The organism is Kitasatospora kazusensis, assembly GCF_039529945.1.
Lineage (GTDB): Bacteria > Actinomycetota > Actinomycetes > Streptomycetales > Streptomycetaceae > Kitasatospora > Kitasatospora kazusensis.
The window spans coordinates 127,279-150,562 of the sequence record NZ_BAAANT010000001.1 but is presented as its reverse complement, the minus strand read 5'-3'; the positions used below and the strand labels follow the sequence as shown (position 1 = coordinate 150,562).

At 72.9% G+C, this 23,284-nt stretch carries 20 protein-coding genes; 3 read left to right on the top strand and 17 right to left on the bottom strand.

All coding sequences use genetic code 11. The features are described from left to right. Window positions 1–13 precede the first annotated feature (13 nt). From htpX to ABD330_RS00670, 11 genes are all read right to left on the bottom strand, one after another. A complete protein-coding gene (gene htpX / locus ABD330_RS00720; protein WP_344459564.1) occupies window positions 14–877 on the bottom strand; it encodes a zinc metalloprotease HtpX in 864 nt (287 codons plus the stop codon). 150 nt (window positions 878–1,027) lie between these two features. Beyond that, window positions 1,028–2,560, bottom strand: a complete 1,533-nt coding sequence (locus ABD330_RS00715) for an NADH-quinone oxidoreductase subunit N (protein WP_344459562.1) — start codon at window positions 2,558–2,560, stop codon at window positions 1,028–1,030. Window positions 2,561–2,611: 51 nt separating this feature from the next. Continuing rightward, on the bottom strand, window positions 2,612–4,165 hold the full coding sequence (locus ABD330_RS00710; protein ID WP_344459560.1) for a complex I subunit 4 family protein: 1,554 nt from the start codon (window positions 4,163–4,165) through the stop codon (window positions 2,612–2,614). A 55-nt stretch (window positions 4,166–4,220) separates the two neighbouring features. Beyond that, window positions 4,221–6,227, bottom strand: coding sequence for an NADH-quinone oxidoreductase subunit 5 family protein (locus ABD330_RS00705; RefSeq protein WP_344459558.1), 2,007 nt, complete (start codon window positions 6,225–6,227; stop codon window positions 4,221–4,223). Next, window positions 6,224–6,583 (bottom strand): NADH-quinone oxidoreductase subunit NuoK, encoded by a 360-nt coding sequence (gene nuoK / locus ABD330_RS00700; protein ID WP_344459556.1) that lies wholly within the window; start codon window positions 6,581–6,583, stop codon window positions 6,224–6,226. Before nuoK ends, ABD330_RS00705 begins: the two co-directional genes overlap by 4 nt. A 4-nt stretch (window positions 6,584–6,587) precedes the next feature. Further along, a complete protein-coding gene (locus ABD330_RS00695; RefSeq protein ID WP_344459554.1) occupies window positions 6,588–7,235 on the bottom strand; it encodes an NADH-quinone oxidoreductase subunit J family protein in 648 nt (215 codons plus the stop codon). Next, the gene (locus tag ABD330_RS00690; RefSeq protein ID WP_344459552.1) at window positions 7,232–7,786 is read right to left on the bottom strand and encodes a NuoI/complex I 23 kDa subunit family protein; all 555 of its coding nucleotides are present in this window, start codon (window positions 7,784–7,786) and stop codon (window positions 7,232–7,234) included. Before ABD330_RS00690 ends, ABD330_RS00695 begins: the two co-directional genes overlap by 4 nt. Beyond that, window positions 7,783–8,736: an NADH-quinone oxidoreductase subunit NuoH gene (nuoH, locus tag ABD330_RS00685; protein ID WP_425555402.1), complete on the bottom strand. Its 954-nt coding sequence runs from the start codon at window positions 8,734–8,736 to the stop codon at window positions 7,783–7,785. The genes ABD330_RS00690 and nuoH overlap by 4 nt, the downstream gene beginning before the upstream one ends. A 2-nt stretch (window positions 8,737–8,738) precedes the next feature. Beyond that, the gene (locus ABD330_RS00680) at window positions 8,739–9,809 is read right to left on the bottom strand and encodes an NADH-quinone oxidoreductase subunit C (protein ID WP_344459548.1); all 1,071 of its coding nucleotides are present in this window, start codon (window positions 9,807–9,809) and stop codon (window positions 8,739–8,741) included. Beyond that, the gene (locus ABD330_RS00675; RefSeq protein WP_425555392.1) at window positions 9,806–10,426 is read right to left on the bottom strand and encodes an NADH-quinone oxidoreductase subunit B; all 621 of its coding nucleotides are present in this window, start codon (window positions 10,424–10,426) and stop codon (window positions 9,806–9,808) included. The genes ABD330_RS00680 and ABD330_RS00675 overlap by 4 nt, the downstream gene beginning before the upstream one ends. Next, window positions 10,417–10,824 carry an NADH-quinone oxidoreductase subunit A gene (locus ABD330_RS00670; protein WP_344459546.1) on the bottom strand — a complete coding sequence of 136 codons (408 nt, stop codon included), beginning with the start codon at window positions 10,822–10,824 and terminating at the stop codon, window positions 10,417–10,419. The genes ABD330_RS00675 and ABD330_RS00670 overlap by 10 nt, the downstream gene beginning before the upstream one ends. 324 nt (window positions 10,825–11,148) lie before the next feature. On the opposite strand from ABD330_RS00670, the gene ABD330_RS00665 reads away from it, so the two are divergent. Then, on the top strand, window positions 11,149–12,333 hold the full coding sequence (locus ABD330_RS00665; protein WP_344459544.1) for a sensor histidine kinase: 1,185 nt from the start codon (window positions 11,149–11,151) through the stop codon (window positions 12,331–12,333). Between the two features lie 146 nt (window positions 12,334–12,479). Here the strand turns inward: ABD330_RS00665 and ABD330_RS00660 are convergent, their stop codons facing one another. Beyond that, the gene (locus ABD330_RS00660) at window positions 12,480–13,604 is read right to left on the bottom strand and encodes a S1C family serine protease (protein ID WP_425555401.1); all 1,125 of its coding nucleotides are present in this window, start codon (window positions 13,602–13,604) and stop codon (window positions 12,480–12,482) included. 292 nt (window positions 13,605–13,896) lie between these two features. On the opposite strand from ABD330_RS00660, the gene galE reads away from it, so the two are divergent. Further along, on the top strand, window positions 13,897–14,874 hold the full coding sequence (gene galE, locus ABD330_RS00655; protein ID WP_344459542.1) for a UDP-glucose 4-epimerase GalE: 978 nt from the start codon (window positions 13,897–13,899) through the stop codon (window positions 14,872–14,874). 52 nt (window positions 14,875–14,926) lie between these two features. On the opposite strand, the gene ABD330_RS00650 is transcribed toward galE, so the two are convergent. Continuing rightward, window positions 14,927–17,221: an outer membrane protein assembly factor BamB family protein gene (locus tag ABD330_RS00650; RefSeq protein WP_344459540.1), complete on the bottom strand. Its 2,295-nt coding sequence runs from the start codon at window positions 17,219–17,221 to the stop codon at window positions 14,927–14,929. Between the two features lie 382 nt (window positions 17,222–17,603). Between ABD330_RS00650 and ABD330_RS00645 the strand changes: the two genes are divergently transcribed. Next, entirely contained in the window at window positions 17,604–18,245 is a 642-nt protein-coding gene (locus ABD330_RS00645; protein ID WP_344459538.1) for a TetR family transcriptional regulator, read from the top strand. 295 nt (window positions 18,246–18,540) lie between these two features. Here the strand turns inward: ABD330_RS00645 and ABD330_RS00640 are convergent, their stop codons facing one another. The 4 genes from ABD330_RS00640 to ABD330_RS00625 all read right to left on the bottom strand — a co-directional run bounded on the left by ABD330_RS00640 (window position 18,541) and on the right by ABD330_RS00625 (window position 23,281). After that, a complete protein-coding gene (locus ABD330_RS00640; RefSeq protein WP_344459536.1) occupies window positions 18,541–19,482 on the bottom strand; it encodes a beta-ketoacyl-ACP synthase III in 942 nt (313 codons plus the stop codon). A gap of 160 nt (window positions 19,483–19,642) precedes the next feature. Then, window positions 19,643–20,569, bottom strand: a complete 927-nt coding sequence (locus tag ABD330_RS00635) for a L,D-transpeptidase family protein (protein WP_344459534.1) — start codon at window positions 20,567–20,569, stop codon at window positions 19,643–19,645. A gap of 166 nt (window positions 20,570–20,735) precedes the next feature. Next, window positions 20,736–21,899: an aminofutalosine synthase MqnE gene (mqnE, locus tag ABD330_RS00630; RefSeq protein ID WP_344459532.1), complete on the bottom strand. Its 1,164-nt coding sequence runs from the start codon at window positions 21,897–21,899 to the stop codon at window positions 20,736–20,738. Window positions 21,900–22,318: 419 nt separating this feature from the next. Beyond that, a complete protein-coding gene (locus ABD330_RS00625) occupies window positions 22,319–23,281 on the bottom strand; it encodes a threonine ammonia-lyase (RefSeq protein WP_344459530.1) in 963 nt (320 codons plus the stop codon). Window positions 23,282–23,284 lie beyond the last annotated feature (3 nt).

Genomic DNA, 23,284 nt, shown 5'->3' with positions numbered 1-23,284 from the left:
CCCGGGCCCCGGCTCAGGGCCGGCGGCCGCCCATCCGCTCCAGGCGGGCGATCCGCTCCGCCATCGGGGGGTGGGTGGAGAACAGCCGCGAGCCGGCCTCACCCGGGCGGAACGGGCTGGCGATCATCATGTGGCTGGCGGTCTGGAGCTGTGGCTCGGCGGGCAGCGGGAGCCGCTGGGTGCCCGCCTCCAGCTTGCGCAGGGCGCTGGCGAGGGCCAGCGGGTCGCCGGTGATCCGGGCTCCGTCGGCGTCGGCCTGGTACTCGCGGGAGCGGCTGACGGCCAGTTGGATCAGGGTGGCGGCGAGCGGGCCGATGATCATGATGGCGAGCAGGCCGAAGAGCCCCGGGTCCTCGTCGTCCTCGCTGCGGCCGAACGGGACCAGCCAGGCGAAGTTGACCAGGAACATGATCACCGCGGCCAGTGCGCCGGCCACCGAGGAGATCAGGATGTCCCGGTTGTAGACGTGGCTGAGCTCGTGGCCGAGCACCCCGCGCAGCTCGCGCTCGTCCAGCAGCTGCAGGATGCCGTCGGTGCAGCAGACGGCGGCGTTGCGCGGGTTGCGCCCGGTGGCGAAGGCGTTCGGGGCCGGGGTGGGCGAGAGGTAGAGCCGCGGCATCGGCTGCCGGGCCGAGGTGGAGAGCTCGCGGACGATCCGGTACAGCCGGGGGGCCTCGATCTCGCTCACCGGGCGGGCCCGCATCGCGCGCAGCGCGAGCTTGTCGCTGTTCCAGTAGGCGTACGCGTTGGTACCGAGCGCGACCACGACGGCCAGCAGCAGACCGGTCCGGCCGAAGAAGCTGCCGATCACCAGGATCAGCGCCGACAGCCCGCCGATCAGCGCGGCCGTCCTCAACCCGTTGTGCTGGCGGTGCACGGCAGCCCCTCCAAGTGGTGCGGTGGGAAGCCTTCTCTGCTCATCCCTCTGGTGGGATCAACGGAGGGACGCGCCTTCTTCGTTCCCCCACGGCACGGCACGGCCCGGCCGGGGGCTTGGCGCCCGGCCGGGCCGCTGGTGTCCGAAGCCTCAGAACAGGGTGCCGCTGACCACCTGGAGGACCAGCTGCGGGGCCACCGAGAGGACCACCGCGGCGGAGGCGGTGAGCGCCAGCGTGACCGTCAGCCCGGCGGGAGTGCGCCGCTGCTGCTGCGCCTCGGTGCCGGCGGGCGCGAAGAGCTTCGCCGTCCAGGCCAGGTAGTAGTAGAGCGCGACCACCACGTTGACGGCCATGGTCACGGCCAGCCAGCCGAGTCCGGCGTCGACGGCGGAGCGGAAGACCACGACCTTGCCGAACAGCCCGACCACGCCCGGCGGCAGCCCGCCCAGGCAGAGCAGGAAGAAGGCCAGGCCGAGCGCCGTCCAGCGGCGGTGGGTGAACAGGCCCCGGAAGTCGTCGATCCGGGCGGCCGGGGCGGTGCGGGCGACGGCGGCGACCACCGCGAAGGCGCCCAGGTTCACCACGGCGTAGATCAGCGCGTACGCGACCGTGGCGCCGATCGGCGCGGTGGACCGGGCGGCCCCGGCGGCGGCCAGCGGGACGAGCAGGTAGCCGGCCTGGCTGATGGAGGACCAGGCGAGCAGCCGGACGGCGCTGTGCCGGGTGTCGGCGCGCTGGCGCAGGGCCCCGACGTTGCCGACCGTCATGGTGAGCGCGGCGAGCACGCCCAGCGCGATGCCCCAGGTGTGGCCGTACTGGTGGAAGGCGATGGTGGTGACCAGCGCCAGCCCGGCCAGGCCGGCCGCCTTGCTGACCACCGAGAGGTAGCCCGCGATCGGGACCGGCGAGCCGGTGTAGGTGTCCGGCAGCCAGAAGTGGAACGGGACGGCGGCGACCTTGAACGCGAAGCCGACCAGCGTGAGCGCGGCGCCGGCCTCGGCGAGCGGCTTCAGCTGAGCGGGTACGTGGGCCAGGCCGTCGGCGATCGCGGTCAGGTGGAGGCTGCCGGTGGCGGCGTACACGAAGCTGACGCCCAGCAGCATCACGGCCGTCGCGGTGACGGAGGACAGGAAGAACTTGAGCGCGGCCTCGGCGCCCCGGCCGTCCCGGCGCAGCGCGACCAGCGCGAACGCGGGCAGTGAGACGACCTCCAGGGCGACGATCAGCGTCGCCAGGTCGCGGGCGGCGGGCAGCAGGGCGGCGCCGGTGGCGCTGCTGAGCAGCAGGAACCAGTACTCGCCGCCGGGCAGCTCCTCCTCGTCCACGGTGTGGATCGAGATCAGCGCGGTGATCAGCGCGCCGCCGAGCGCGAGCAGCTGGAAGACCAGCGCGAAGTGGTCGGCGACGTACGAGCAGGCCGCGTTGTCGGTGGCCCCTGTTACGTTCTGCACACAGAAGGTCGACCGGGTGTTACCGCGAGCCAGTGGGAGGAGCGCGATGAGGGCGAGGGCGAGTCCGCCGGCGGTGGCCCAGCCGAGCACCTTCTTCCGGGCGGCCGGCAGGAAGAGGTCGGCGAGCAGCACGGCGAGGGCGGCCAGCGCGGCGATCAGCGGTGGTGCGATCGCCACCCAGTCGACGGACTGGATCAGGCTGCCCGGGTCGGCGACGGCGAGAGGTGTCATGGCGGGCTGCCCCAGAAGCTCGTGCGGACCAGGTACGGAGCTGTGCATGCTTCAGCCACCCCCGAGGAGGTGTTTGACGGCCGGGTCGGACAGTCCGAGCAGCAGCGCGGGCCAGAGCCCGGCGAGCAGGGTGAGCGCGGCGAGCGGCGTCCAGCTGACGGCCTCGTACGCGCGCAGGTCGGGGATGTCGGAGGCGACGGCGGGCTGCTCGGGGTCACCCATGCAGACCCGCTTCACGACCAGCAGCAGGTACGCGGCGGTGAGGAGGGTGCCCAGACCGGCGATCACCATGTAGGTCAGGAAGGCGGGGCGGGACAGGCCGGCGGCCGGGTCGAAGGCTCCGAACATCGCGAGCAGCTCGCCCCAGAAGCCCGCCAGCCCGGGGAGGCCGAGGCTGGCCACGGCGGCGAAGGCGAGCAGCGCGCCGATCCGGGGTGCCCGTCCGTAGAGGGCCGCGCCGGTGGCGCCCGCGAGGGTGTCGAGGTCCGCCGTTCCGTAGCGGTCCTTCAGCGCGCCGACCACGAAGAAGAGCAGGCCGGTGATCAGGCCGTGCGCGATGTTGGCGAACAGCGCGCCGTTGACGCCCACCGGGGTGAGGGAGGCGATGCCGAGCAGCACGAAGCCCATGTGGCCGACGGAGGAGAAGGCGATCAGGCGCTTCAGGTCGCCCTTGGCGCCGGGCCGCACCAGGGCGAGGCAGGCCAGTGCACCGTAGACCACGCCGACGGCGGCGAGCGCCCCCAGGTAGGGGGCGAGGGTCGCCGTGCCGCCGGGCACGATCGGGAGGAGGACCCGGACCAGGCCGTAGGTGCCCATCTTCAGCAGCACGCCGGCGAGCAGCACCGAGCCGACGGTGGGGGCGGAGGTGTGGGCGTCCGGCAGCCAGCTGTGCAGCGGCCAGGCGGGGGCCTTCACGGCGAGGCCGATGCCGATGCAGAGCGCGGCGAGCACCTGGGTGGTGTGGCTGAGTCCGCTGCCGTGGGCGGCGGCGAGCCGGGTCATGTCGAAGGTGCCGGCCTTGGTGCCGATCAGCAGGAAGCCGAGCAGCATCACGGCGGAGCCGAGCAGCGTGTACAGGATGAAGCGGTTGGCGGCGGGCACCTTCTGCCCGCCGCCCCAGCGGGCGATCAGGAAGTACATCGGGATCAGCACGATCTCGAAGGCCAGGAAGAACAGCACCAGGTCGAGTACCACGAAGGTGGCCAGCATGCCGACTTCGAGCAGCAGCAGCAGGCCGACGAACGAGCGGGCGCTCGGGACGCCCTCGCCGCTCGGCAGCCGCCTGGTGGAGTACACCGCGCAGAGGAAGGTGAGCAGCGCGGTGAGCACCACCAGGGGCAGTGAGATGCCGTCCACGCCGAGGTGGAGGCGGACGCCGATGGCCGGGATCCAGCTGACGTCGGTGACGGCCTGCATCTCGGCCGGGCGCGCGTGGTCGAACCAGGCGGCGAGCGCGACGGTGAGCAGCAGGACGGCGCCGGTGACGGCCGTGCCGAGGCGCAGCGCGCGCCGGTCGGCGGCGGCCGGGTCCGGCCCGGCGGGCGCGAGGGTGAGGGCGGCGCCGGCCAGCGGCAGCAGCAGGAGGGCGATGAGGACCGCGTTCATCGGGGGCTCCAAGTGGGTGCTGCGGTGGACTGGGCGGGGCGGCGGCGGGGTGTGGTCATGTGCCGACCGCCACCAGGACGGTGAGCAGCACGACCCCGGCGAGCAGGGCGCTCAGGTAGGCCTGGGCGTTCCCGGTCTGTGCGCGCCGGACGGCCCAGCCGAGCAGGTTGGCTCCGGTGCCGGTGCCGCGTACGTACGTCTCGACGACCTCGCGGTCGAGGAAGCGGACGAGCTTCGCGGCGGCGACGGTCGGGGCGACGAACAGCGCGCTGTACAGGCGGTCGACGAAGAAGCCGTGCTGGGCGGGCCGGAACAGCGGGCCGAGCAGGACGCGGCCCGGGTCCACCGGGAGCGTCTCGACGGCGGGCGGCCCGGCCTGCTCGGGGACCCGGCCCTCGGCGGCCTGCCGGAGCGCGGCCCGGGCGCCGGCCGAGCGCCAGGCGGCGTAGGAGATCAGCACCCCCGCGAGGGCGAGGCCGGTGCCGATCACGGCGGTGGTGGCGGAGGGGCGCAGCGAGCCGCCGTCCAGCAGGGCGGGCAGCCAGCCGCTGCGCAGGCCTGCCAGGCCGAAGCCCATGGCCGGGACGGCGAGCACCCAGAGCGGCCAGCGCATCGCGGGCGGTTCGGCCTGCGCCGGGTCGGCCTCGTCGATCTCCGGCGAGTACGGCGGGGCCTCGATGGCGGCGGGTGCGGCGGACGGGCCGTGGAAGGCCACCAGCCAGAGCCGGGTCGCGTAGGCGGCGGTGAGCAGCGCGGTGGCGCAGGCGGAGACCAGCACGATCCACCCGGCGGCGGAGGGCACCGCCGAGGCGGGGCCGAGGCCGTTGGTGATCGCCTCGCCGTTGGCGGCGTGCTCGGCGGCGCCGAGCACCGCCTCCTTGCTGAAGAAGCCGGAGAACGGCGGCAGGCCGATCAGGGCGATCAGGCCGATGCCCATGGTCCAGTAGGCGTCCGGGACGCGCCGCCGCAGGTCCGGCATCCGGGACATCGCGGAGATCGAGTTGGTGTGCGCGGCGTGGATGACCACGCCGGCGGTCAGGAAGAGCAGGGCCTTGAAGGCGCCGTGGCTGACCAGGTGGAAGACGGCCGCCTCGCGGTCGCCGCTGGCCAGTGCGCCCGCCATGTAGCCGAGCTGGCCGACGGTCGAGTACGCGAGCACCCGCTTCAGGTCGTCCTGGGCGAGCGCGCAGAGCGCCGATCCGACCATCGTCACGGCGGCCATCACCGAGAGCACCACCAGCGCGGCGCCGGAGAGCAGGAAGACCGGCAGCAGCCGGGCGACCAGGTAGATGCCGGCGGCGACCATGGTGGCGGCGTGGATCAGCGCGGAGACCGGCGTCGGGCCGGCCATCGCGTCGGGCAGCCAGGTGTGCAGCGGGAACTGCGCGCTCTTGCCGGCCACACCGGCGAGCAGCAGCAGCGCGATCAGCGTCGGGTGGCCGAGCCGCCCGTCGCCGGCGGCGGCCAGCACGTCGGTGATCCGGAAGCTCTTGGCGTCCGCGCCGAGCAGGAAGATGCCGAACAGGAACGGGACGTCGCCGAGCTTGGTGACCAGGAAGGCCTTGAGCGAGGCGGAGCGCGCGTCGGCGGTCTCCCAGTGGTGGCCGATCAGGAAGTACGAGCAGATGCCCATCAGCTCCCAGCCGACCAGCAGCACGATCAGGTCGCCGGAGTACACGACGAGGAACATCGCCGCGGTGAAGAGCGAGACCAGTGCCGCGTACGAGGGGTAGCGCGGGTCGTCCTTCAGGTAGGCCGTCGAGTACACCTGGACGCAGGTGGCGACCAGGCCGACCAGGACGGAAATCAGCGAGCTGAAGCCGTCCAGGTGGAGGGCGAGCGAGATGTCGGGGCCGCCGGTGGGGGTGAGCCGGGTGGCGGCGTCGAAGGTCTGGCCGGTGCCGAGCTGCAGCGCGACGACCAGGGCGAGCACCGCGGAGGCGGCGACCGGGAGGACGGCCAGCGGCCGGGCGAAGCCGGGGGCGCGCCTGCCGGTGGCGAGCGTGGCGGCCGCGCCGAGGGCGGGCAGCACCGGGACGAGGACGGGGAGGGCGAGGTTCATGCGGCGGCCTGGCCCTTCTCGGGTTCGGCCCCGGCCGGGGCGTCCTCCGACGGGTCGCCGAGCGCGGTGATGCGGTCGATGTCCGCCGTGCCCTTGGTCCGGAAGACCAGCAGGACGACGGCGAGGCCGAGACCGATCTCGGCGGCGGCGACGGTGATGGTGAACAGGGTGAGTGCCTGCCCGGCGTGCAGCGAGTCGCGCAGCCAGGCGTCGAAGGCGACGAGGTTGAGGTTGACGGCGTTGAGCATCAGCTCGACGGACATCAGCACCAGGACGGTGTTGCGCCGGGCCAGCACGCCGTAGACGCCGACGCAGAACAGCAGCGCGGCGAGCACGGCCGGGTAGACGAGATGCATCGCGTCAGCTCTCCTGCGGAGGGGTCGCGGCGGATGTGGCGCCGACGGGCTTGCCCGCCCGCAGCTTGCCGGGGCGCGGCCTGGCCGGGCGCTCCCCCTTCGTACGGGACAGCACGATCGCGCCGACCAGCGCGGCCAGCAGCAGTACGGAGAGCGCCTCGAAGGGCAGCACCCAGGTCCGGAACAGGCTCTGGCCCGTCGCCGCCGTGCTGCCGCCACCGGCGCCGAGGTCGATCCAGGAGGTGCGGAAGGCGTCCGCCACCAGGGTGACCAGTGTCCCGGCGGCGGCCAGTGCCACCGCGAGCGCGACCCAGCGGTTGCCGGAGTCGGCGTCCGGCGAGCGGCCGATCGGTGCCTTGGTGAGCATCAGGCCGAAGAGCACCAGGACGACCACCGAGCCGAGGTAGATCAGCACCTGCACCCAGGCGATGAACTCGGCGGTGAGCAGCAGGAACTCGATCGCCAGCCCGCCGAGCGCGACGACCAGCCAGAGCGCGGCGTGCACCAGCTGCTTGGTGGTCACCGTGAGGAGCGCCGAGCCGAGGACGGCCAGGCCGACCAGGACGAAGACGATCTCCACCCCGGTCGGGGAGAGGAAGGAGCGGGCGGCCGGTGCGAGCGGTCCGGCGGCGGCCAGCAGGGTGGGGGTCACTCGGACTCACCCGCCTGGGCGGCCGCGACGGCCGCGGCCGCCAGTTTGTCGGCGGCCTTGCGGGCCATCGCGATCTCCTTGGGCTCCTCGGCGGCCGGGTCCAGCGCCGGCGGCGCGGGGACGGTCCACATCCACTCGCGGAGCTTGTCCCGCTCGTGGGTGAGCTCCAGGATGTCGGTCTCCGCGTACTCGAACTCCGGCGACCAGAACAGCGCGTCGAACGGGCACACCTCGATGCAGATCCCGCAGTACATGCAGAGCGAGAAGTCGATGGCGAAACGGTCCAGCACGTTGCGGGTCCGGGCGCGGGCGTTCGGGTCGGCGGCGGGCAGCGTCTCCTTGTGGGAGTCGATGTAGATGCACCAGTCCGGGCACTCGCGCGCGCAGAGCATGCAGACCGTGCAGTTCTCCTCCAGCAGCGCGATCACGCCGCGGCTGCGCGGGGGCAGCTCGGGCTGCACGTCGGGGTACTGCGCGGTGACGGTCTTCTTCGTCATGGTCCGCAGGGTGACGGCGAGGCCCTTGGCCAGGCCGGAGCCGGGGAATGTCATGAGATCGCCACCTTCACGATGCCGGTCAGGGCGAGCTGGCCGAGCGCCAGCGGGACGAGGCCCGTCCAGGCGAACCGCATCAGCTGGTCCTCGCGCAGTCGGGGGTAGGTGACCCGGAGCCAGATCACCACGAAGGCCAGCGCGAAGGTCTTCAGCAGCGTCCACAGCCAGCCGAGGCTGTCGGGCAGCGGGCCGTGCCAGCCGCCCAGGAACAGCACGGCGGTGAGCGCCGAGACGACCAGGATGCCCGCGTACTCGGAGAGCAGGAAGAACGCGAAGCGCAGGCCGGTGTACTCGGTGTACGCGCCGAAGATGATCTCCGAGTCGGCGATCGGCATGTCGAACGGCGGCCGCTGGAGCTCGGCCAGCCCGGCCGTGAAGAAGACGAACGCGCCGACGGCCTGCCACGGGATCCACCACCAGTGGAAGGCGGCCACGATCCCGGTCAGCGAGACCGTACCGGCCGCCATCGCCACCGAGGCGGCGGCGAGCACCATCGGCAGCTCGTACGACATCAGCTGCGCGGCCGTCCGCAGACCGCCGAGCAGCGAGAACTTGTTGGCGGACGCCCAGCCCGCCATCAGCTTGCCGATCACCCCGATGCCCATCACGGCCAGCACGAAGAACAGCCCGGCGTCCAGGGCCTGCCCGACGAAGCCGTTCGGCCCGACCGGGATGACCAGCAGCACGATCAGGTACGGCAGCAGCGACACCGCCGGAGCCAGCTGGAAGACCTTCCGGTCCGCCTCGGCCGGGACGATGTCCTCCTTCTGGACGAACTTGACGCCGTCGGCGACCAACTGCGCCCAGCCGTGGAAGCCACCCGCGTACATCGGGCCGAGCCGGCCCTGCATGTGGGCCATCACCTTGTGCTCGGTCTGGCCGATGATCAGCGGGAAGGTGAGGAAGACGACCAGTGCGCCGACGCAGCGCAGCAGCGTGTCCAACAGGTTCACGTGCTGTCTCCGTCCTGGGTGGGTGTCTCGGGCTCGGGCTTGCCGGCCGTCTCGGGCGTCCCGGCGGTCTCGGGCTCGGGCTTGCTCACGGGCTCGACCACGCCCTCGGTCACCGGCTCGGCCACGGGCCCGGGCTTGCTCACGGGCTCGGCCTTCGGCGGTGCGTCGGCTGCGGGCCCGTCAGGTCCGGCGGGCACCGGGGAGTGCCAGGGTGCGTCGGCGGACTGGGTGCGGGCGGGCGCGGGGCGGGCGGGCCCGGCCTCGTCGGCCGTCTGGCTGACGGAGCCGTCGCTGATGCTGCGGGTCCGGCGCGGACGCGGTTCCGCGCCGCCCTCGGCGGCCGTCTGGCTGGTCGATCCGTCCTCGATGCTGCGGGTCCGGCGCGGGCGGGGCGCAGCCCCTTCCGCACCGGCGGCAGCACCGGGCGCGGCACCGGCGGCAGCACCGGCTGCGGCCGCGCGCGGCGTCCGGGCCGCGCGGGCCGGGCGTTCCGCGACGGCCGGGAGGGTGCCCTTGAGCGGACCCCACTCGTTCGGGTCGGGCACGCCGGGGGGCTGCATCTTGCGCCGGGCCGGGCCGTCGCCCTCGCTCTCGCCGGGCTCCTTGGCGCCCGGCCAGGCCTTGGCGACCCGGGCGGCGAGCACGAACTCCTTGCGCAGCGGGTGGCCCTCGAAGCCGTCCGGCAGCAGCAGGGTGACCAGGTGCGGGTGGCCGGCGAAGTCGATGCCGAACATCTCGTGGGTCTCCCGCTCGTGCCACCCGGCACCGGCGTAGACCCCGACGGCGGTCGGCAGCACGGCCTTGTCACGCGGCACCCTGGTCCGCAGCAGCAGGTGCCGCACGCGTCCGGGCGTACCGGCCTCGGCGAGGTGGACGGCGACGGAGTAGCCGTCGGCCAGTTCGTCCACCGCGCTCAGCCAGTCGAAGTAGGTCAGCCCGAGCCCGTCGCGGGCGGCGGTCAGCGCCTCGATCCAGTGCTCGGCGGGCACGTCCACGGTCAGCAGCTCGTACGCCTGTGCGGCGGTGGCCCACTCGCCGATCGCGGCCGCGGTCTCCTCGGGAATCACTGCGTACCCTCCGGCCCGGCGACCAGCGGGCGCCGCAGCGCGGACGCGGGCGCCGCGTACCGGGCGGGCAGCGACTCGGCCGCGATCTTCTCCTGGAGCTTGAGGATGCCCTGGAGCAGCGCCTCGGGGCGCGGCGGGCAGCCCGGCACGTAGACGTCGACCGGGATGATCTGGTCGACGCCCTTGGTGACGGAGTAGGAGTCCCAGTAGGGGCCGCCGGAGTTGGAGCAGGCGCCGAACGAGATGACGTACTTGGGCTCGGGCATCTGCTCGTACAGGCGCTTGACGGCCGGGGCCATCTTGTCGGTGACGGTGCCCGAGACGATCATCAGGTCGGCCTGGCGCGGGCCCGGCGCGAACGGGATCACGCCCATCCGGATGAAGTCGTGTTTGGCCATCGACGCGGCGATGAACTCGATCGCGCAGCAGGCGAGGCCGAAGTTGAAGCACCAGAGGCTGTAGCGGCGCCCCCAGTTGAGCACGACCTTCACCGGGTCCGGCGCGAGCCGGGCCAGCGGGCCGATCCGGCGCGGCTCGACCGCCGCGCCCGGACGGGCGGGGTCGGGCATCCCCAGCGGGATCACGCCGGAGGAACCGTGCGAATGCGTCACGTCCATTCCAGAACGCCCTTCTTCCAGGCGTAGAGCAGCCCGACCGCGAGGAAGCCGATGAAGACGAACATCTCCACCAGCGTGGCCATGCCGAACCCGGCGGCGGCGAAGACCGTCGCCCACGGGAAGAGGTAGATCGAGTCGACTGCGAAGATCACGTACAGGAAGGCGTAGATGTAGTACCGGATCTGGGTGTGCGCCCAGTCCCCGCCCACCGGGTCGACGCCGCACTCGTAGGTCAGCAGCTTCTCCGGCGAGTACACCACCGGCCTGAGCAGGCGGTTCGCGGTGAAGGACACCGCGACGAAGAGCACGCCGACGACAGCGAGCAGGCCCACCGCCGCGTACGCGTCGAAGTAGCCACCGCCCGCGGCAGGGTCGGCGGCGGCCAGCGGCCCCGTCATGCGTTCGCCTCCACACTGGAACGTCGACCCACCGGTCGGTGGGGGTTCACTGCGCCTCTTTACACATCCATAACCATCGCTAAGGCGTGAGTCTAAGTGCAGCGCTTGAGTCTCCCTGCACCCTGCCCGACCTACAAGACACCGTGTGGACACCGGCCCCTTGAGGCACCCTGTCCACACCCCCACCACCGGGGTGGGGATAACCCCCGGCCGTGGACGCCGATCACCCCCATGGCCCGACCGCCCGCCGACCCGCGATGCTGGAGCCCACCAGGCCGGTAGGCCGACCGAGAGGGTGGGGTGCACACGATGGAGACGCCGAGCATGACGAAGGACAGGCCCGCCCGGCCGCCGCTGTACGGAGCGAAGCTCTGGCGGCAGGTGCAGCACCTGCTGCTGAACCTGCCGGTCGGCATCGCCGGATTCGTGTTCAGCGTCGTGGTGCTGAGCGTCGGGCTGAGCCTGGCGGTCACGGTGGTCGGGCTGCCGCTGCTCGCCCTCGGGCTGACGGGCTGCCGGGCCCTCGGCAGGCTGGCCCGGCAGCGCGCCCGGATCGCGGTCGACTCGGAGCTGGGCGAACCCCTGCCGCTGGTGCCGGACCGCCCGGGGCCGGCCGGCTGGGTGCTCGCCAACCTGACCGACGGGCTGGGCTGGCGCTCGGCGCTCTACTGCGTCGTGCTGATGCCGTGGGGCCTGGTCAGCTTCGCCGTCACGCTGATCATGCTGATCATCGGGTGGCCGGTGCTGCCGTGGGTGGCCGGCTTCCTCGCCACGGCGGACCGGCTGCTGGTCGACACCCTGCTCGCCCCGAACGCGCTGTCCGAGCGGGTCCGCGAGCTGGAGGACGACCGGGGCGCGGTGGTCGACACCGCCGCCGCCGACCTGCGGCGGATCGAACGGGACCTGCACGACGGCGCGCAGGCCCGGCTGGTCGCCCTGTCGATGGACCTCGGGCTGGCCAAGGAGAAGCTGGCCGAGAGCCAGACCCCGGAGAGCGTGGAGTCCGCCGCGCGGATGGTCGGCGCGGCGCACGGCGAGGTGAAGCTCGCGCTCCAGGAGCTGCGCGACCTGGCCCGGGGCATCCACCCGGCCGTCCTGACGGACCGTGGCCTGGACGCGGCGCTCTCCGCCGTCGCCGCCCGGTGCACCGTGCCGGGCGGGGTCAAGGTGAACGTCGACCTGGCCGGCCCGGACGGCACCGCGCAGCGGCCCGACTCGGCGGTCGAGGGCATCGCGTACTTCACCGTCAGCGAGCTGCTGACGAACGTCTCCAAGCACGCCGGCGCCCGGACCGCCACGGTCGACGTCTGGCGGGCCGCGGACCGGCTGATGCTGCTCGTCCAGGACGACGGGCGCGGCGGGGCGGCGGCCTACCCGGGCAGCGGACTGGCCGGGCTGGCCGAGCGGGTCAGCGCGGTGGACGGGGTCTTCGTGGTCGAGAGCCCGGCGGGCGGCCCGACCGGGGTGACGGTCGAGCTGCCCTGGCGGACGAGGAGCGCCCGCCGCTGAAGGCTCCGCCGGCCGGCCGGTCACGACAAGCTGTACAGGTGCCGGACGGTACCGGCACCTGGCGGTACCGGCACCGAACATGGGTCCGGGCCCGGCGGCCGCCTCCCTTGCGCGGTGGGGCCGCCGGGCCCGGAGTTCTGGGCGGGTCAGCTGGACAGGGTGCCGAGGGTGACGTCGGCGGTCTTGGTCTGGCCGTCCCGCAGGTAGGTGACGGTGACCTTGGCGTCGGGCTGGAGCGAGGCCAGGGCCGTGGTCAGCGAGTTGAGACTGGTGATCTGGGTGTCGCCCAGCTTGGTGATCACGTCTCCGGCCTGGAGCCCGGCGGAGTCCGCCGCGCCGCCCTGGGTGACGCCGACGATGACGGCGCCGGCGGGCTGGAAGTCGGAGCTGAAGTACGTCCGGGCGGTGATGCCGAGGGCGGCCCGGCCGGAGTTGGTGACCTTGCCGCTCTTGATCAGCTGGTCGGCGATGTTGGTGATGGTGGCGGCCGGGATGGCGAAGCCGATGCCGGGGGCGCTGCTGCCGTTCAGCTCCTGGTCGATCGCGGCGAGCGTGTTGATGCCGATCACCTGGCTGGAGAGGTTGACCAGCGCGCCGCCGCTGTTACCCGGGTTGATGGCGGCCGAGGTCTGCACCATGTTGCCGAGGGTGGCGCCGGCCGAGCCGCCGCCCTGCGGCTCGGAGACCGTCCGGCCGGTCGCCGAGACGATGCCCTGGGTGACGCTGGACGACAGGCCCAGCGGGCTGCCCATCGCCAGCGTGATCTGGCCGACCGCGACCTTGCTGCTGTCGCCGAAGACGGCCGGCTTGAGCCCGCTCGGGGGGCTGCTGAGCTTGATCACCGCGAGGTCGGATTCGGGGAAGCTGCCGACCAGGGTGGCGTCCAGGGTCTTGGCGCTGTTGGGCAGCGTGACGGTGAAGGAGGTCGCGGTGCCGACCACGTGCGCGTTGGTGACGATGTCGCCCTTCGCGTCGTAGACGATGCCGGAGCCGAGGCCGGAGGCGGTGGTGATCTGCACCACCGAGGGCAGCACGTCGGCGATCACCCGCTCGTAGTCGTCCTGGAGCTGGTTGGTGCCGGACGGCGCGGGCGCCGAGCTGCCGGACGAGGCGCTCGGGGAGGCCGACGAGGAGGAGGACGAGGAGGACGCCGCCGAGGACGAGGAGGAGGAACCACTGCTGGTGCAGCCGGTCACCACCAGGCCGGCCAGGGCGAGCGCCACCCCCGGGAGCAGCAGCCTGGGCCCGGTGGGACGGGGGCCGGCCGGGATCGGGCGGGTGGGTTGCTTCTTGGGGTGCACCTGAGCTGCCTCCGGTTCCGTGCGCGCGCGACCGGCCCTGGAGGGGGGACCTCAGGACGCGGTGAAGGGCCGAACTTTGTCAGCATTTCACCGCTTTGTCCGAATTGGCCGTGCGACGCGCCCACCCGGCCCCGAAGCGGCGCCACCCGCCCGGGCCGCCGACGCCGCCATCCGGTTTGCCCTCATTTGCGGCTATACCCGGGAGAACCTCCGGGCGGCCGTCGGAACCCGGCGCCGAGCGGGCCCCGCATAGGATCCGGACATGACTTGGTTGATCACCGGCGGCGCCGGTTACATCGGCGGGCATGTCGTGCAGCAGCTGAACGAGGCCGGGATGCGCTGCGTCGTCCTCGACAACCTCAGCAGCGGGGACCCGGCGCGGCTGCCGCCGGACGTGCCGCTGGTCGTCGGGTCCACCCTCGACCGGGCCGTACTGGACGCGGCCATGAGCGCCCACCGGATCACCGGCGTCCTGCACATCGCGGCGAAGAAGCAGGTCGGCGAGTCGGTGGCGGAGCCGTTCACCTACTACCGGGAGAACCTCGCCGGCCTGCAGACCGTCCTGGAGGCCGCCGTCGCGGCGGGCGTCCGGAACGTGCTGTTCTCCTCGTCCGCCGCGGTCTACGGCATGCCGGACGTGGACCTGGTCACCGAGTCCACCCCGTGCGAACCGATCAACCCGTACGGCGAGACCAAGCTGGCCGGCGAGTGGCTGCTGCGGGCCGCCGGGCGCGCCCACGGGCTCTCCACCGTCTCGCTCCGGTACTTCAACGTCGCGGGCGCGGCCTCGGCGGAGCTGGCCGACGGCGGGGTCGCCAACCTCGTCCCGATGGTCTTCCAGCGGCTGACGGACGGCCTGCCGCCGCTGGTCTTCGGCGACGACTACCCGACGCCCGACGGCACCTGCGTCCGTGACTACATCCACGTCTCGGACGTGGCCACGGCACACGTCGCCGCCGTCCGCCGCCTCGCGGCCGCGACCGGGCCGGTCGCCCTGACCCTCAACATCGGCCGCGGCGAGGGCGCCTCGGTCAGCGAGATGCTCGCCGTCGTCGCCCGCGTCACCGGCCGCGACACCACCCCCGAGATCCGGCCCCGCCGCGCCGGCGACCCCGCCCGGGTGGTGGCCTCCGCCGACCTGATCCACCGGGAGCTCGACTGGAAGGCCCGGCACGGCATCGAGTCGATGGTCGGCTCGGCCTGGGCGGCCTGGCAGGCCCGCCACCCCGGGACCGGATGAGCCTTCCAGGGGGTGCGGGGTCCACCCCGCGCCCCCTGGAAGGACGGCCGCCTTACGGGTTGGGCACGGCCGTCCCGTAGAACGCGTCCAACGCGTACACGCAGCGGTCCTTGCTGCCGACGAAGACCCGGCCGCCGATCGCGACGGGTGAGCCGGTCAGTTCGCCCTTCGTGCCGAGCTCCCAGCGGAGCCGCCCGGTGGCCAGGTCGAGGGTGTGCAGGGAGTGGTCGCGGCTGCCGATGTGGACCAGGCCGTCGCCGACCGCCGGGGAGCCGACGATCTCGCCCCGGGCGGTGTAGCGCCAGCGTTCGCGGCCCGAGACGGTATCGAAGGCGTGCAGGGTGTCCCCGGCGGCGACCAGGGCGAGGTCGGCCGCCACGACGACCGGTTCGGCGCCCTGCCGGCTGCCGGTACGGCCGCGCCAGCGGTCGCGGCCGGTGGCGGCGTCCAGCGCGTAGACGGTGCCGAGGTAGTCGGCCACGTACACCGCCGAACCGTCCAACGCGGGCGGGGTGAAGAGCACCACCGCCGCGTCGAAGCGCCAGCGCTCCGCGCCGGTGGCCGCGTCCAGGGCGTAGACCCGGTTGCCCGCCGTCAGGTACAGCACGCCGGCCCGCTCGACCGGCCGGGACGGGACGTCCTCGCCGACCGGGAAGGCCCAGCGCAGGCCGCCGCCACGCGGGTCGACGCAGCGCAGCCGCCCGCCGCCGTAGTAGTACGCCGCGCCGGCCACCAGGGCCGGGCCCGACTGCGGGTTCTCGTAGTCCTGCTGGGCGTCGTCCGCGCGCCACAACTCGGCGCCGCTGGCGGCCGAGCGGAGCTGGACGCCGCCGCCCCGGGTGCCGCAGCAGAGCACGCCGTCGGCGGCGTCCAGGGCGTAGATCCAGCCGTCGAGGGAGTTGCGCCAGCGCTCGGTTCCGTCGGCGACGTCCACGGTGTAGAGGTGCGGGCCGTCGGCGGCGTGCACCCGGCCGGAGTCGACGGCCAGCGCCCAGGCGACGTCGCGGGTCTTGTACCGGCGCTGGCCGGAGGCGATGTCGAGGGCGTGCACCTCGAAGCTGGAGACGAAGAGGGTGCCGTCGGCGACCACCGGCGTACCCCAGACGTCGTTGGACATCCGGAACCGCCAGGGCCGCCAGCGCGCCGCCCGGGCCGGCGGCGGGGTGACCCGGCGGACCCAGTCGGTGCCCGCCGGTGCCGGGTCGGCGCCGGTGGTCTGGTCGGCCCGGGGGCCGGGCCCTATCCGGACGGCGGCTCCGGTCAGCCGCACCTCGGCGGCGCTGACGTCGGGGCCGCCGTGGCGCCGGCCCGCGAGCTTCTCGGTCGCGGCCTCGGCGTCGAGCGCGCCGCCGTGGTCGCGGTGCGGCGCCACCGGCTGGGTCGGCATCAGCTGCGGGACGGCCGGCGGCACGGGGGGCGCGGGCGGGGGCGCGGGCGGCAGCACCGGGGCGATCACCCGCCGTCCGCGCCTGCGCTCGATCAGGTCCAGCGCGCGGGGCGGCAGCCAGTCCTCGACCTCGCCCGCCGCCTCGTCCCGGGAGAACAGGTGCGGGGCCAGTTCGGCCTGGATCTGCGCGGGGGTCGGCCGGTGCTCGGCGGCGGGCCGCATGCAGGCCCGGACGAGGTCGACCAGCTCGACCGGCAGCCCGGAGAGGTCCGGCTGGTCGCGGAGCAGCTGAAAGACCGTCTCGACCGGATTGGACCCCCGGTAGGGGGCGTGGCCGGTGGCGCAGAAGACCAGCAGCGAGCCGAGCGAGAAGACGTCGCTGGCGCCGGTGACGCTGCGGCTGTCCTTGGCCTGCTCGGGCGACATGTAGGCGGGGGTGCCGACCGCGACGTTGGTCATGGTCAGCCGGGAGCTGGAGACCCCGGCCGCGATGCCGAAGTCGATCACGCGCGGGCCGTCCTCGACCACCAGCACGTTGGACGGCTTGAGGTCACGGTGCACCAGCCCGGCCCCGTGGATGGACTGCAGGGCCTCGGCGATCCCGGCGACCAGCCAGCGGACGGCGTCCACGGGCAGCGGCCCGCACTCCTCCACCAGGTCCTCCAGCGAGGGCGCCGGCACGTACGCGGTGGCCAGCCAGGGCACCGGCGCGTCGGCGTCGGCGTCCACCACCGCGGCGGTGTAGAAGCCGCCGACCGTCTTGGCGGCCGCGATCTCCCGGGCGAAGCGGACCCGGAACAGCTCGTCCTCCGCCAGCTCCCCCCGGACGGTCTTGATGGCCACCCGCCGGCCGGAGGCGGACCGGGCCAGGTAGACCAGGCCCATCCCGCCCGCGCCGAGCCGCCCCAGCACCTCGAAGGGCCCGATCCTGCGCGGATCGTGCGCCGTCAGCTGGTCCACTCCGCTGCCACCTCCCCGTCATGCCGCACCCTGACCGGGTACGCCGCCCCCGATTGTCCAATGCCCGCCCCACCGGAGCCAATCTCCCTGCCCGGGACGCGCCGGTCCGGCCCGCCGGGCCGGGATCTGACGGGCAGCCGGACGGCTGCGCGCCGGTCACTGACGATCACTCTGTGCCACGCGACCGGCCTTCAGCCGACCCTTCGTCACGCTGTGGGATCATCAGCACACGGGGGGGCTCCGATACCGGCTTTTCGATACCCGCCGCGGGTGTGCCGAATATCCGCCCGCACACCCCGCACCGCGCCTATCCCACCCCCCGGGCGGAGTAATAGTCGCATCACCGAATCGCGCCAAGATCGTGCCACGGTAAGCTGACGGCATGACAGGACAAGTTCGCACCGTCGACGGTCGCGTCGCCGGGCGACGCGGACAGGAGACGCGGCAGAAGCTGCTCGACTGCCTCCGCGAGATGCTCAGCACGTCGCCCTATCGGGACGTCAAGGTCATCGACGTCGCCCGTATGGCGGGAACCTCCCCCGCGACCTTCTACCAGTACTTCCCGGATGTCGAGGGCGCCGTCCTCGAGATCGCCGAGGAAATGGCCGAGGACAGCGGCGGGCTCAAAGAGCTCGTCGATGGAAAGTCCTGGGCGGGAAAGACCGGCTTCACCACTTCGGAAGAACTGGTGGACGGATTCCTCGCCTTCTGGCGCAAGAACGACGCCATTCTCCGAGTGGTCACTCTCGGTGCTGCCGAAGGGGACAAGCGGTTCTTCAAGATCCGCATGAAGGTCCTCAACTCGGTCGCCGGGCCGCTCACCGAAGCCGTCAAGGCCAACCAGGCGAAGACCGACAAGACGGTCGACCCGGCCGCCATCTCGGGATCGCTGGTCTCGCTCCTCGCCTCGGCGGCGGAGCACTCGAAGGCCTTCACCTCCTGGGGCGTCAAGGTCAAGGACCTCAAGCCCAACCTGGCACTGCAGGTCTACCTGGGTGTCACCGGGAAGAAGCCGCCCAAGTAACAGACCCCGCTCCCCACCTTCCAGCTCGCGCGCAGCCCCGGCCTCCTGTCCGGGGTGCACCGGACGGCGGCCGTGTCCTCGGGGGAGGTTCGCCGACGTACCGCGACGCGCCAGAAACCACCGTGGGGCGGTCGGAATCACCTGATTCCGACCGCCCCACAGCCATGCCCGACCGCACGAGCCGGGGTGCCTCCAGGGGCGCGAGGAACTGCGCGAACCGGAAGCGACGACGCCGGGCCCGCCGCAGCACGTGGCCCCCGCACCCCCGGGTGCCACAGGACGGGCGAGCCGCAGGCTACGGGCAGCGCACGACCTGCCCGGCGTAGGCCAGCCCGCCGCCGAAGCCGAAGAGCAGCACCGGGTCCCCGGAGCTCAGCTCGCCGCGCTCGACCAGCTTGCTGAGGGCCAGCGGGATGGAGGCGGCCGAGGTGTTGCCCGAGTCGACCACGTCGCGGGCGATCACCGCGTTCGGTGCGCCCAGCTTGTTGGCGATGGCATCGATGATCCGCAGGTTGGCCTGGTGGGCGACGAAGCCCTTGAGTTCGGAGGGCTCGATGCCGGCCTTGCGGCAGGTCTCCCGGGCCAGCGGGGCGATCTTGGTGGTGGCCCAGCGGAACACCGTCTGGCCCACCTGGCTGATCGTCGGGTCCCACCCGGTGATCACCACGGCGTCGCCCTTGTCCGGCTCGGAGCCCCAGAGCACCGGGCCGATGCCGCCCTGCTCGTCCGGGACGGCCTCGACCACGGCCGCGCCGGCGCCGTCGCCGAAGATCACACAGGTGGAGCGGTCGGTCCAGTCGAGGGTGTCGGACATCCGCTCGGCACCGATCACCAGGGCCCGGGTCGCGGCCCCGGCCCGGATGGCGTGGTCGGCGGTGGCCAGTGCGTAGGAGAAGCCGGAGCAGACGGTGTTGATGTCGTAGGCGGCGGGCGAGGGGACGCCGAGCCGTGCGGAGACGGCGGCGGCGGTGTTCGGGCTGCGCTCGACGGCGGTGCAGGTCGCGACCACCACGAGGTCGATCTGGTCGGCCTGCAGGCCGCTGTTGGCCAGCGCCTTCTGCGCGGCCTCGGTGGCGAGGTCGACCAGGGTCTCGTCGACCGCGATGTGCCTGGTTCGTACACCGACCCTGCTACGGATCCACTCGTCGTCGGTGTCGACCAGCTTCGCCAGGTCGTCATTGGTGAGGACCTTGGGCGGCTGGTAGTGGCCGAGCGCCACGATGCGGGAGGCGGTCATACAGCCACTCAACCCCGTTACCGGTCAGTCCGCTGGTAACGCGCTGGTACAAGGTACGGGGTCGGAAGCTGTAGAAGCCGGACAACAGCCCGTGTCCCGCACGGGTCGTGCACCGGGCGCGCACGGGCCCGGTGCACGCCCATGAGAGCGGAGTACGAGGTCAGGCGGCCAGCGAGGCCGCGTCGCCCATCGCGATCATGGGATGCTGGGCCGGGTCCAGCACCTTGATCAACTCGGCCATGTGGTCCTCGGTCAGGGTGACGCAGCCGTGGGTGGGGCCGCCGTGGTCCACGTGCAGCCAGATGCCGCCGCCCTTGGCGGCCCCGTCGGGGAAGCGGCTGTCCAGCGGGGAGCTGCCGGCCACCCGGTTGTAGTTGATCGCCACCACGTAGTCGAACGAGCCGGCCAGCGGCTCGCCGTTGAACCCGGTGCCGTTCATCACGAAGTCGGGGTTCCGGTCGTACGGAAGCTTGCTGCCCGGGTTCGCGTTGTGGCCGCCCGCGTCCGTCAGCGCGAAGACCCCGATCGGGCTGCGCAGGTCGCCGGAGCTGTGGTCGTCCGTCCAGCCCTTGTACGCGTTGTGGGCGGGCCAGGTGACGCCGGCCTGCCAGCCGCCGGAGGCGGTCCGGGTGAAGAGCGTGACGGTGGAGTCGGAGGAGTCCTTGCCCTTGCCGGAGGCCACCAGCAGCTGTCCGGTCGTGGCGGGGACCCTGGAGAGGAACGAGGCGCCCAGCCCGGGGACGGTGGCCAGCGAGCCGTCGTTGCGGTTGGAGCGGTCGGCGGCCGGCGGGTCGGTCCGGCCGAGGCCGGCCTGCACGGTGGCGGGGGTCGCGGAGGGCAGCTCGGTCGGCGTCAGGTCGGGGGCGGCGGAGTTGGCGACGGGCACCGTCCGGCCGGGGCCGACGGTGAACCACCCCGCCGCGGCCGCCAGCAGCATCGCCGTACCGCCCATCAGGGCCCGGCCCCGGCGCTTGCGCGGCTTGCGCCGGCGTCCTCTGGACCGGCCGGCCGTGCCGTCCTCGCTCACGTACGGCGGGGCGGCCTGCTGGCGGCGGCTGGCGGGGGTGGCACGGCGGGAACCGGACATGCTGACGATCCTTCCAAAGCCGCGGCCAGAAATGAAACCCGCGGCGTGTGGTGAGCCTGTGAGCATACGCGCAGTGTGTGGTGGGGCCGCGTGAAATACGCACGTATGTCCGGAGACGCCGAGATCCCCCCGCCCGGTTCGGCGGGGGGATCGTCGGAGAGTGTGATCAGAGCCGCATCGCCTGCGGCACCTCGCGGCGCCCGAGATCCGGGCCGTCGTACTCGCGGATGATCTCGTAGCGGGTGTTCCGCTCGACCGGGCGGAAGCCCGCGTCACGGATCAGGTCGAGCAGGTCCGCACGGCCGAGCTTGTTCGGCGTACCGAAGTTGTCGGCGTCGTGGGTGATCTTGTACTCGACCACCGAGCCGTCCATGTCGTCCGCGCCGTGGCTGAGCGCCAGCTGCGCGGTGGTGACGCCGTGCATCACCCAGAAGACCTTGACGTGCGGGACGTTGTCGAACAGCAGCCGGGAGACCGCGAAGGTCTTCAGCGCCTCGGCGCCCGTCGCCATCTCGGTACGGGCCATCAGCTTGTTGCGGACGACCCCGTCCTTGGAGTCGTGGAAGTCGTGCTGGTAGCGCAGCGGGATGAAGACCTGGAAGCCGCCGGTCTCGTCCTGCAGCTCACGCAGCCGCAGCACGTGGTCCACCCGGTGGCGGGGCTCCTCGATGTGGCCGTAGAGCATCGTCGACGGGGTCTTGAGGCCCTTGCTGTGCGCCAGGCGGTGGATCCGCGACCAGTCCTCCCAGTGGGTCTCGTGGTCGACGATGTGCTGGCGGACCTCCCAGTCGAAGATCTCCGCGCCGCCGCCGGTCAGCGACTCCAGGCCGGCGTCGATCAGCTCGTCCAGGATGTCGCTCGCCGACAGGCCGCTGATCTTCTCGAACCAGTGGATCTCGGTCGCGGTGAACGCCTTCAGCGAGACGCTGGGCAGCGCGGCCTTCAGCTCGCGCAGGCTGCGCGGGTAGTAGCGCCACGGCAGCGTCGGGTGCAGGCCGTTGACGATGTGCAGCTCGGTGAGGGAGTCCACCTCCATCGCCTTCGCCAGCCGGACGGCCTCCTCGATCCGCATGGTGTACGCGTCCTTCTCGCCCGGCTTGCGCTGGAACGAGCAGTACGCGCAGGAGGCCGCGCAGACGTTGGTCATGTTGAGGTGGCGGTTGACGTTGAAGTGGACGACGTCGCCGTTCTTCTGCGTCCGCACGTGGTGCGCGAGGCCGCCCAGCCAGGCGAGGTCGTCGCTCGCGTACAGCGCGATGCCGTCCTCGCGGGTCAGCCGCTCACCCGCGTAGACCTTCGCCTCCAGCTCGCGCTTGAGCCCTGCGTCCATGCGGTGACCCGCCTCCTCGTGCCTCGGAAAACAACCGACCACGAGCGTACGCGACGTGGCTCGCGGCTCGCCCTCCAGGCAACACCCGAGAGCTGCGCAGCTCACCGTCACCTGCACCACCCCCGGGGCGCGGGGAACTGCGCGAGGGCGGAAGAGTGCGGCTCGAAGCTGCGCAGCTCACCGTCACCTGCACCACCCCAGGGGCGCGTGGGGGCACCTCCCGGCCGAAGGCTGGGGAGAACTGCGCGAGAGCGGAAGGCACTGGTCCGCTCCTCCCGATTCGCGCAGTTCCCCGCGCCCCCATGGGGTAACCCTGAGCGTCCGGTGAATCGCGCGGAGCGTGCCGCGCTGTCATTCCCTCCCCGCGCCCCCCTGGGGTTGCCCCTACCCGTCAGGCGAACCCCGCGGAGCGGGCCGCGTCAGGTGGCGAGGAGCTCGGCGAGCAGGGAGGGGTCGAGGTTGCCGCCGCTGACGACGGCCGCGAAGACCCGGCCGTCCAGCTCGTCCGCGTGGTGGAAGTACGCGGCCGCCGCCACCGCCCCGGACGGCTCGGCCACCAGCCGACCCCGGCGGGCGAGCAGGGCGACGGTGTCGCGGATCTCCTGCTCGGTCACGGTGACCATGTCGTCGACGTACGCCTGGACGTGATCGAAGGGCAGTTCGCCCAGCGAGGTGGTCCGCAGGCCGTCCGCTATCGTCCGGAAGGTGTCGGTGATCGGCCAGGCCGTGCGCCGGCCGGTGCGGAAGCTCTCCTGGGCGTCGGCCGCGAGTTCGGGCTCGACGCCGATCACCCGGACGCCCGGGCAGGTCAGTTTGAGCGCGGCGGCCGTGCCGCCGAGCAGGCCGCCGCCGCTGCACGGCACCAGCACGGTGTCCAGCTCGTCCGGGGCGTCCTCGCCGATCTCCAGGCCGACGGTGCCCTGGCCCGCGAGGATGTACGGGTCGTCGAACGGCGGCACCCAGACGTAGCCGTGCTTGTCGACCAGCTCGACGGGCGTGGTGTCCCGCTCGGCCGGCGGGACGAGGATGACCTCGGCGCCGAAGGCGCGGGTGTTCGCGACCTTGACGGCGGGCGAGGTGTCCGGCATCACGATGACGGCCTTCAGCCCGAGCAGCCCCGCCGCGTAGGCGACCGCCTGGGCGTGGTTGCCGCTCGACTGGGCGACCACGCCGCGGGCCCGCTCACCGTCCGTCAGGGCGGCCAGCCGGTTGTACGCGCCGCGGATCTTGAAAGCACCGGTCGGCTGCAGGTTCTCCGGCTTCAGCCAGAGCGCCCGGGACCCGTCCGCCGCCCACGGGCAGGGCAGCAGGGGCGTGCGGACCGCCACGCCCGCGATCCGGCGCTGCGCCGCACGCAGCTCTTCCAACCCGACCAGTGCCATCCG

Coding starts and splice junctions, on each gene's coding strand:
- ABD330_RS00715 (WP_344459562.1), bottom strand. CDS start 2,560: ATGACACCTCTCGCCGTCGCCGACCCGGGCAGCCTGATCCAGTCCGTC.
- ABD330_RS00710 (WP_344459560.1), bottom strand. CDS start 4,165: ATGAACGCGGTCCTCATCGCCCTCCTGCTGCTGCCGCTGGCCGGCGCC.
- ABD330_RS00705 (WP_344459558.1), bottom strand. CDS start 6,227: ATGAACCTCGCCCTCCCCGTCCTCGTCCCGGTGCTGCCCGCCCTCGGC.
- nuoK (WP_344459556.1), bottom strand. CDS start 6,583: ATGCATCTCGTCTACCCGGCCGTGCTCGCCGCGCTGCTGTTCTGCGTC.
- ABD330_RS00690 (WP_344459552.1), bottom strand. CDS start 7,786: ATGACATTCCCCGGCTCCGGCCTGGCCAAGGGCCTCGCCGTCACCCTG.
- ABD330_RS00675 (WP_425555392.1), bottom strand. CDS start 10,426: ATGGACGTGACGCATTCGCACGGTTCCTCCGGCGTGATCCCGCTGGGG.
- ABD330_RS00670 (WP_344459546.1), bottom strand. CDS start 10,824: ATGACGGGGCCGCTGGCCGCCGCCGACCCTGCCGCGGGCGGTGGCTAC.
- ABD330_RS00665 (WP_344459544.1), top strand. CDS start 11,149: ATGACGAAGGACAGGCCCGCCCGGCCGCCGCTGTACGGAGCGAAGCTC.
- galE (WP_344459542.1), top strand. CDS start 13,897: ATGACTTGGTTGATCACCGGCGGCGCCGGTTACATCGGCGGGCATGTC.
- ABD330_RS00645 (WP_344459538.1), top strand. CDS start 17,604: ATGACAGGACAAGTTCGCACCGTCGACGGTCGCGTCGCCGGGCGACGC.
- ABD330_RS00640 (WP_344459536.1), bottom strand. CDS start 19,482: ATGACCGCCTCCCGCATCGTGGCGCTCGGCCACTACCAGCCGCCCAAG.
- ABD330_RS00635 (WP_344459534.1), bottom strand. CDS start 20,569: ATGTCCGGTTCCCGCCGTGCCACCCCCGCCAGCCGCCGCCAGCAGGCC.
- mqnE (WP_344459532.1), bottom strand. CDS start 21,899: ATGGACGCAGGGCTCAAGCGCGAGCTGGAGGCGAAGGTCTACGCGGGT.
- ABD330_RS00625 (WP_344459530.1), bottom strand. CDS start 23,281: ATGGCACTGGTCGGGTTGGAAGAGCTGCGTGCGGCGCAGCGCCGGATC.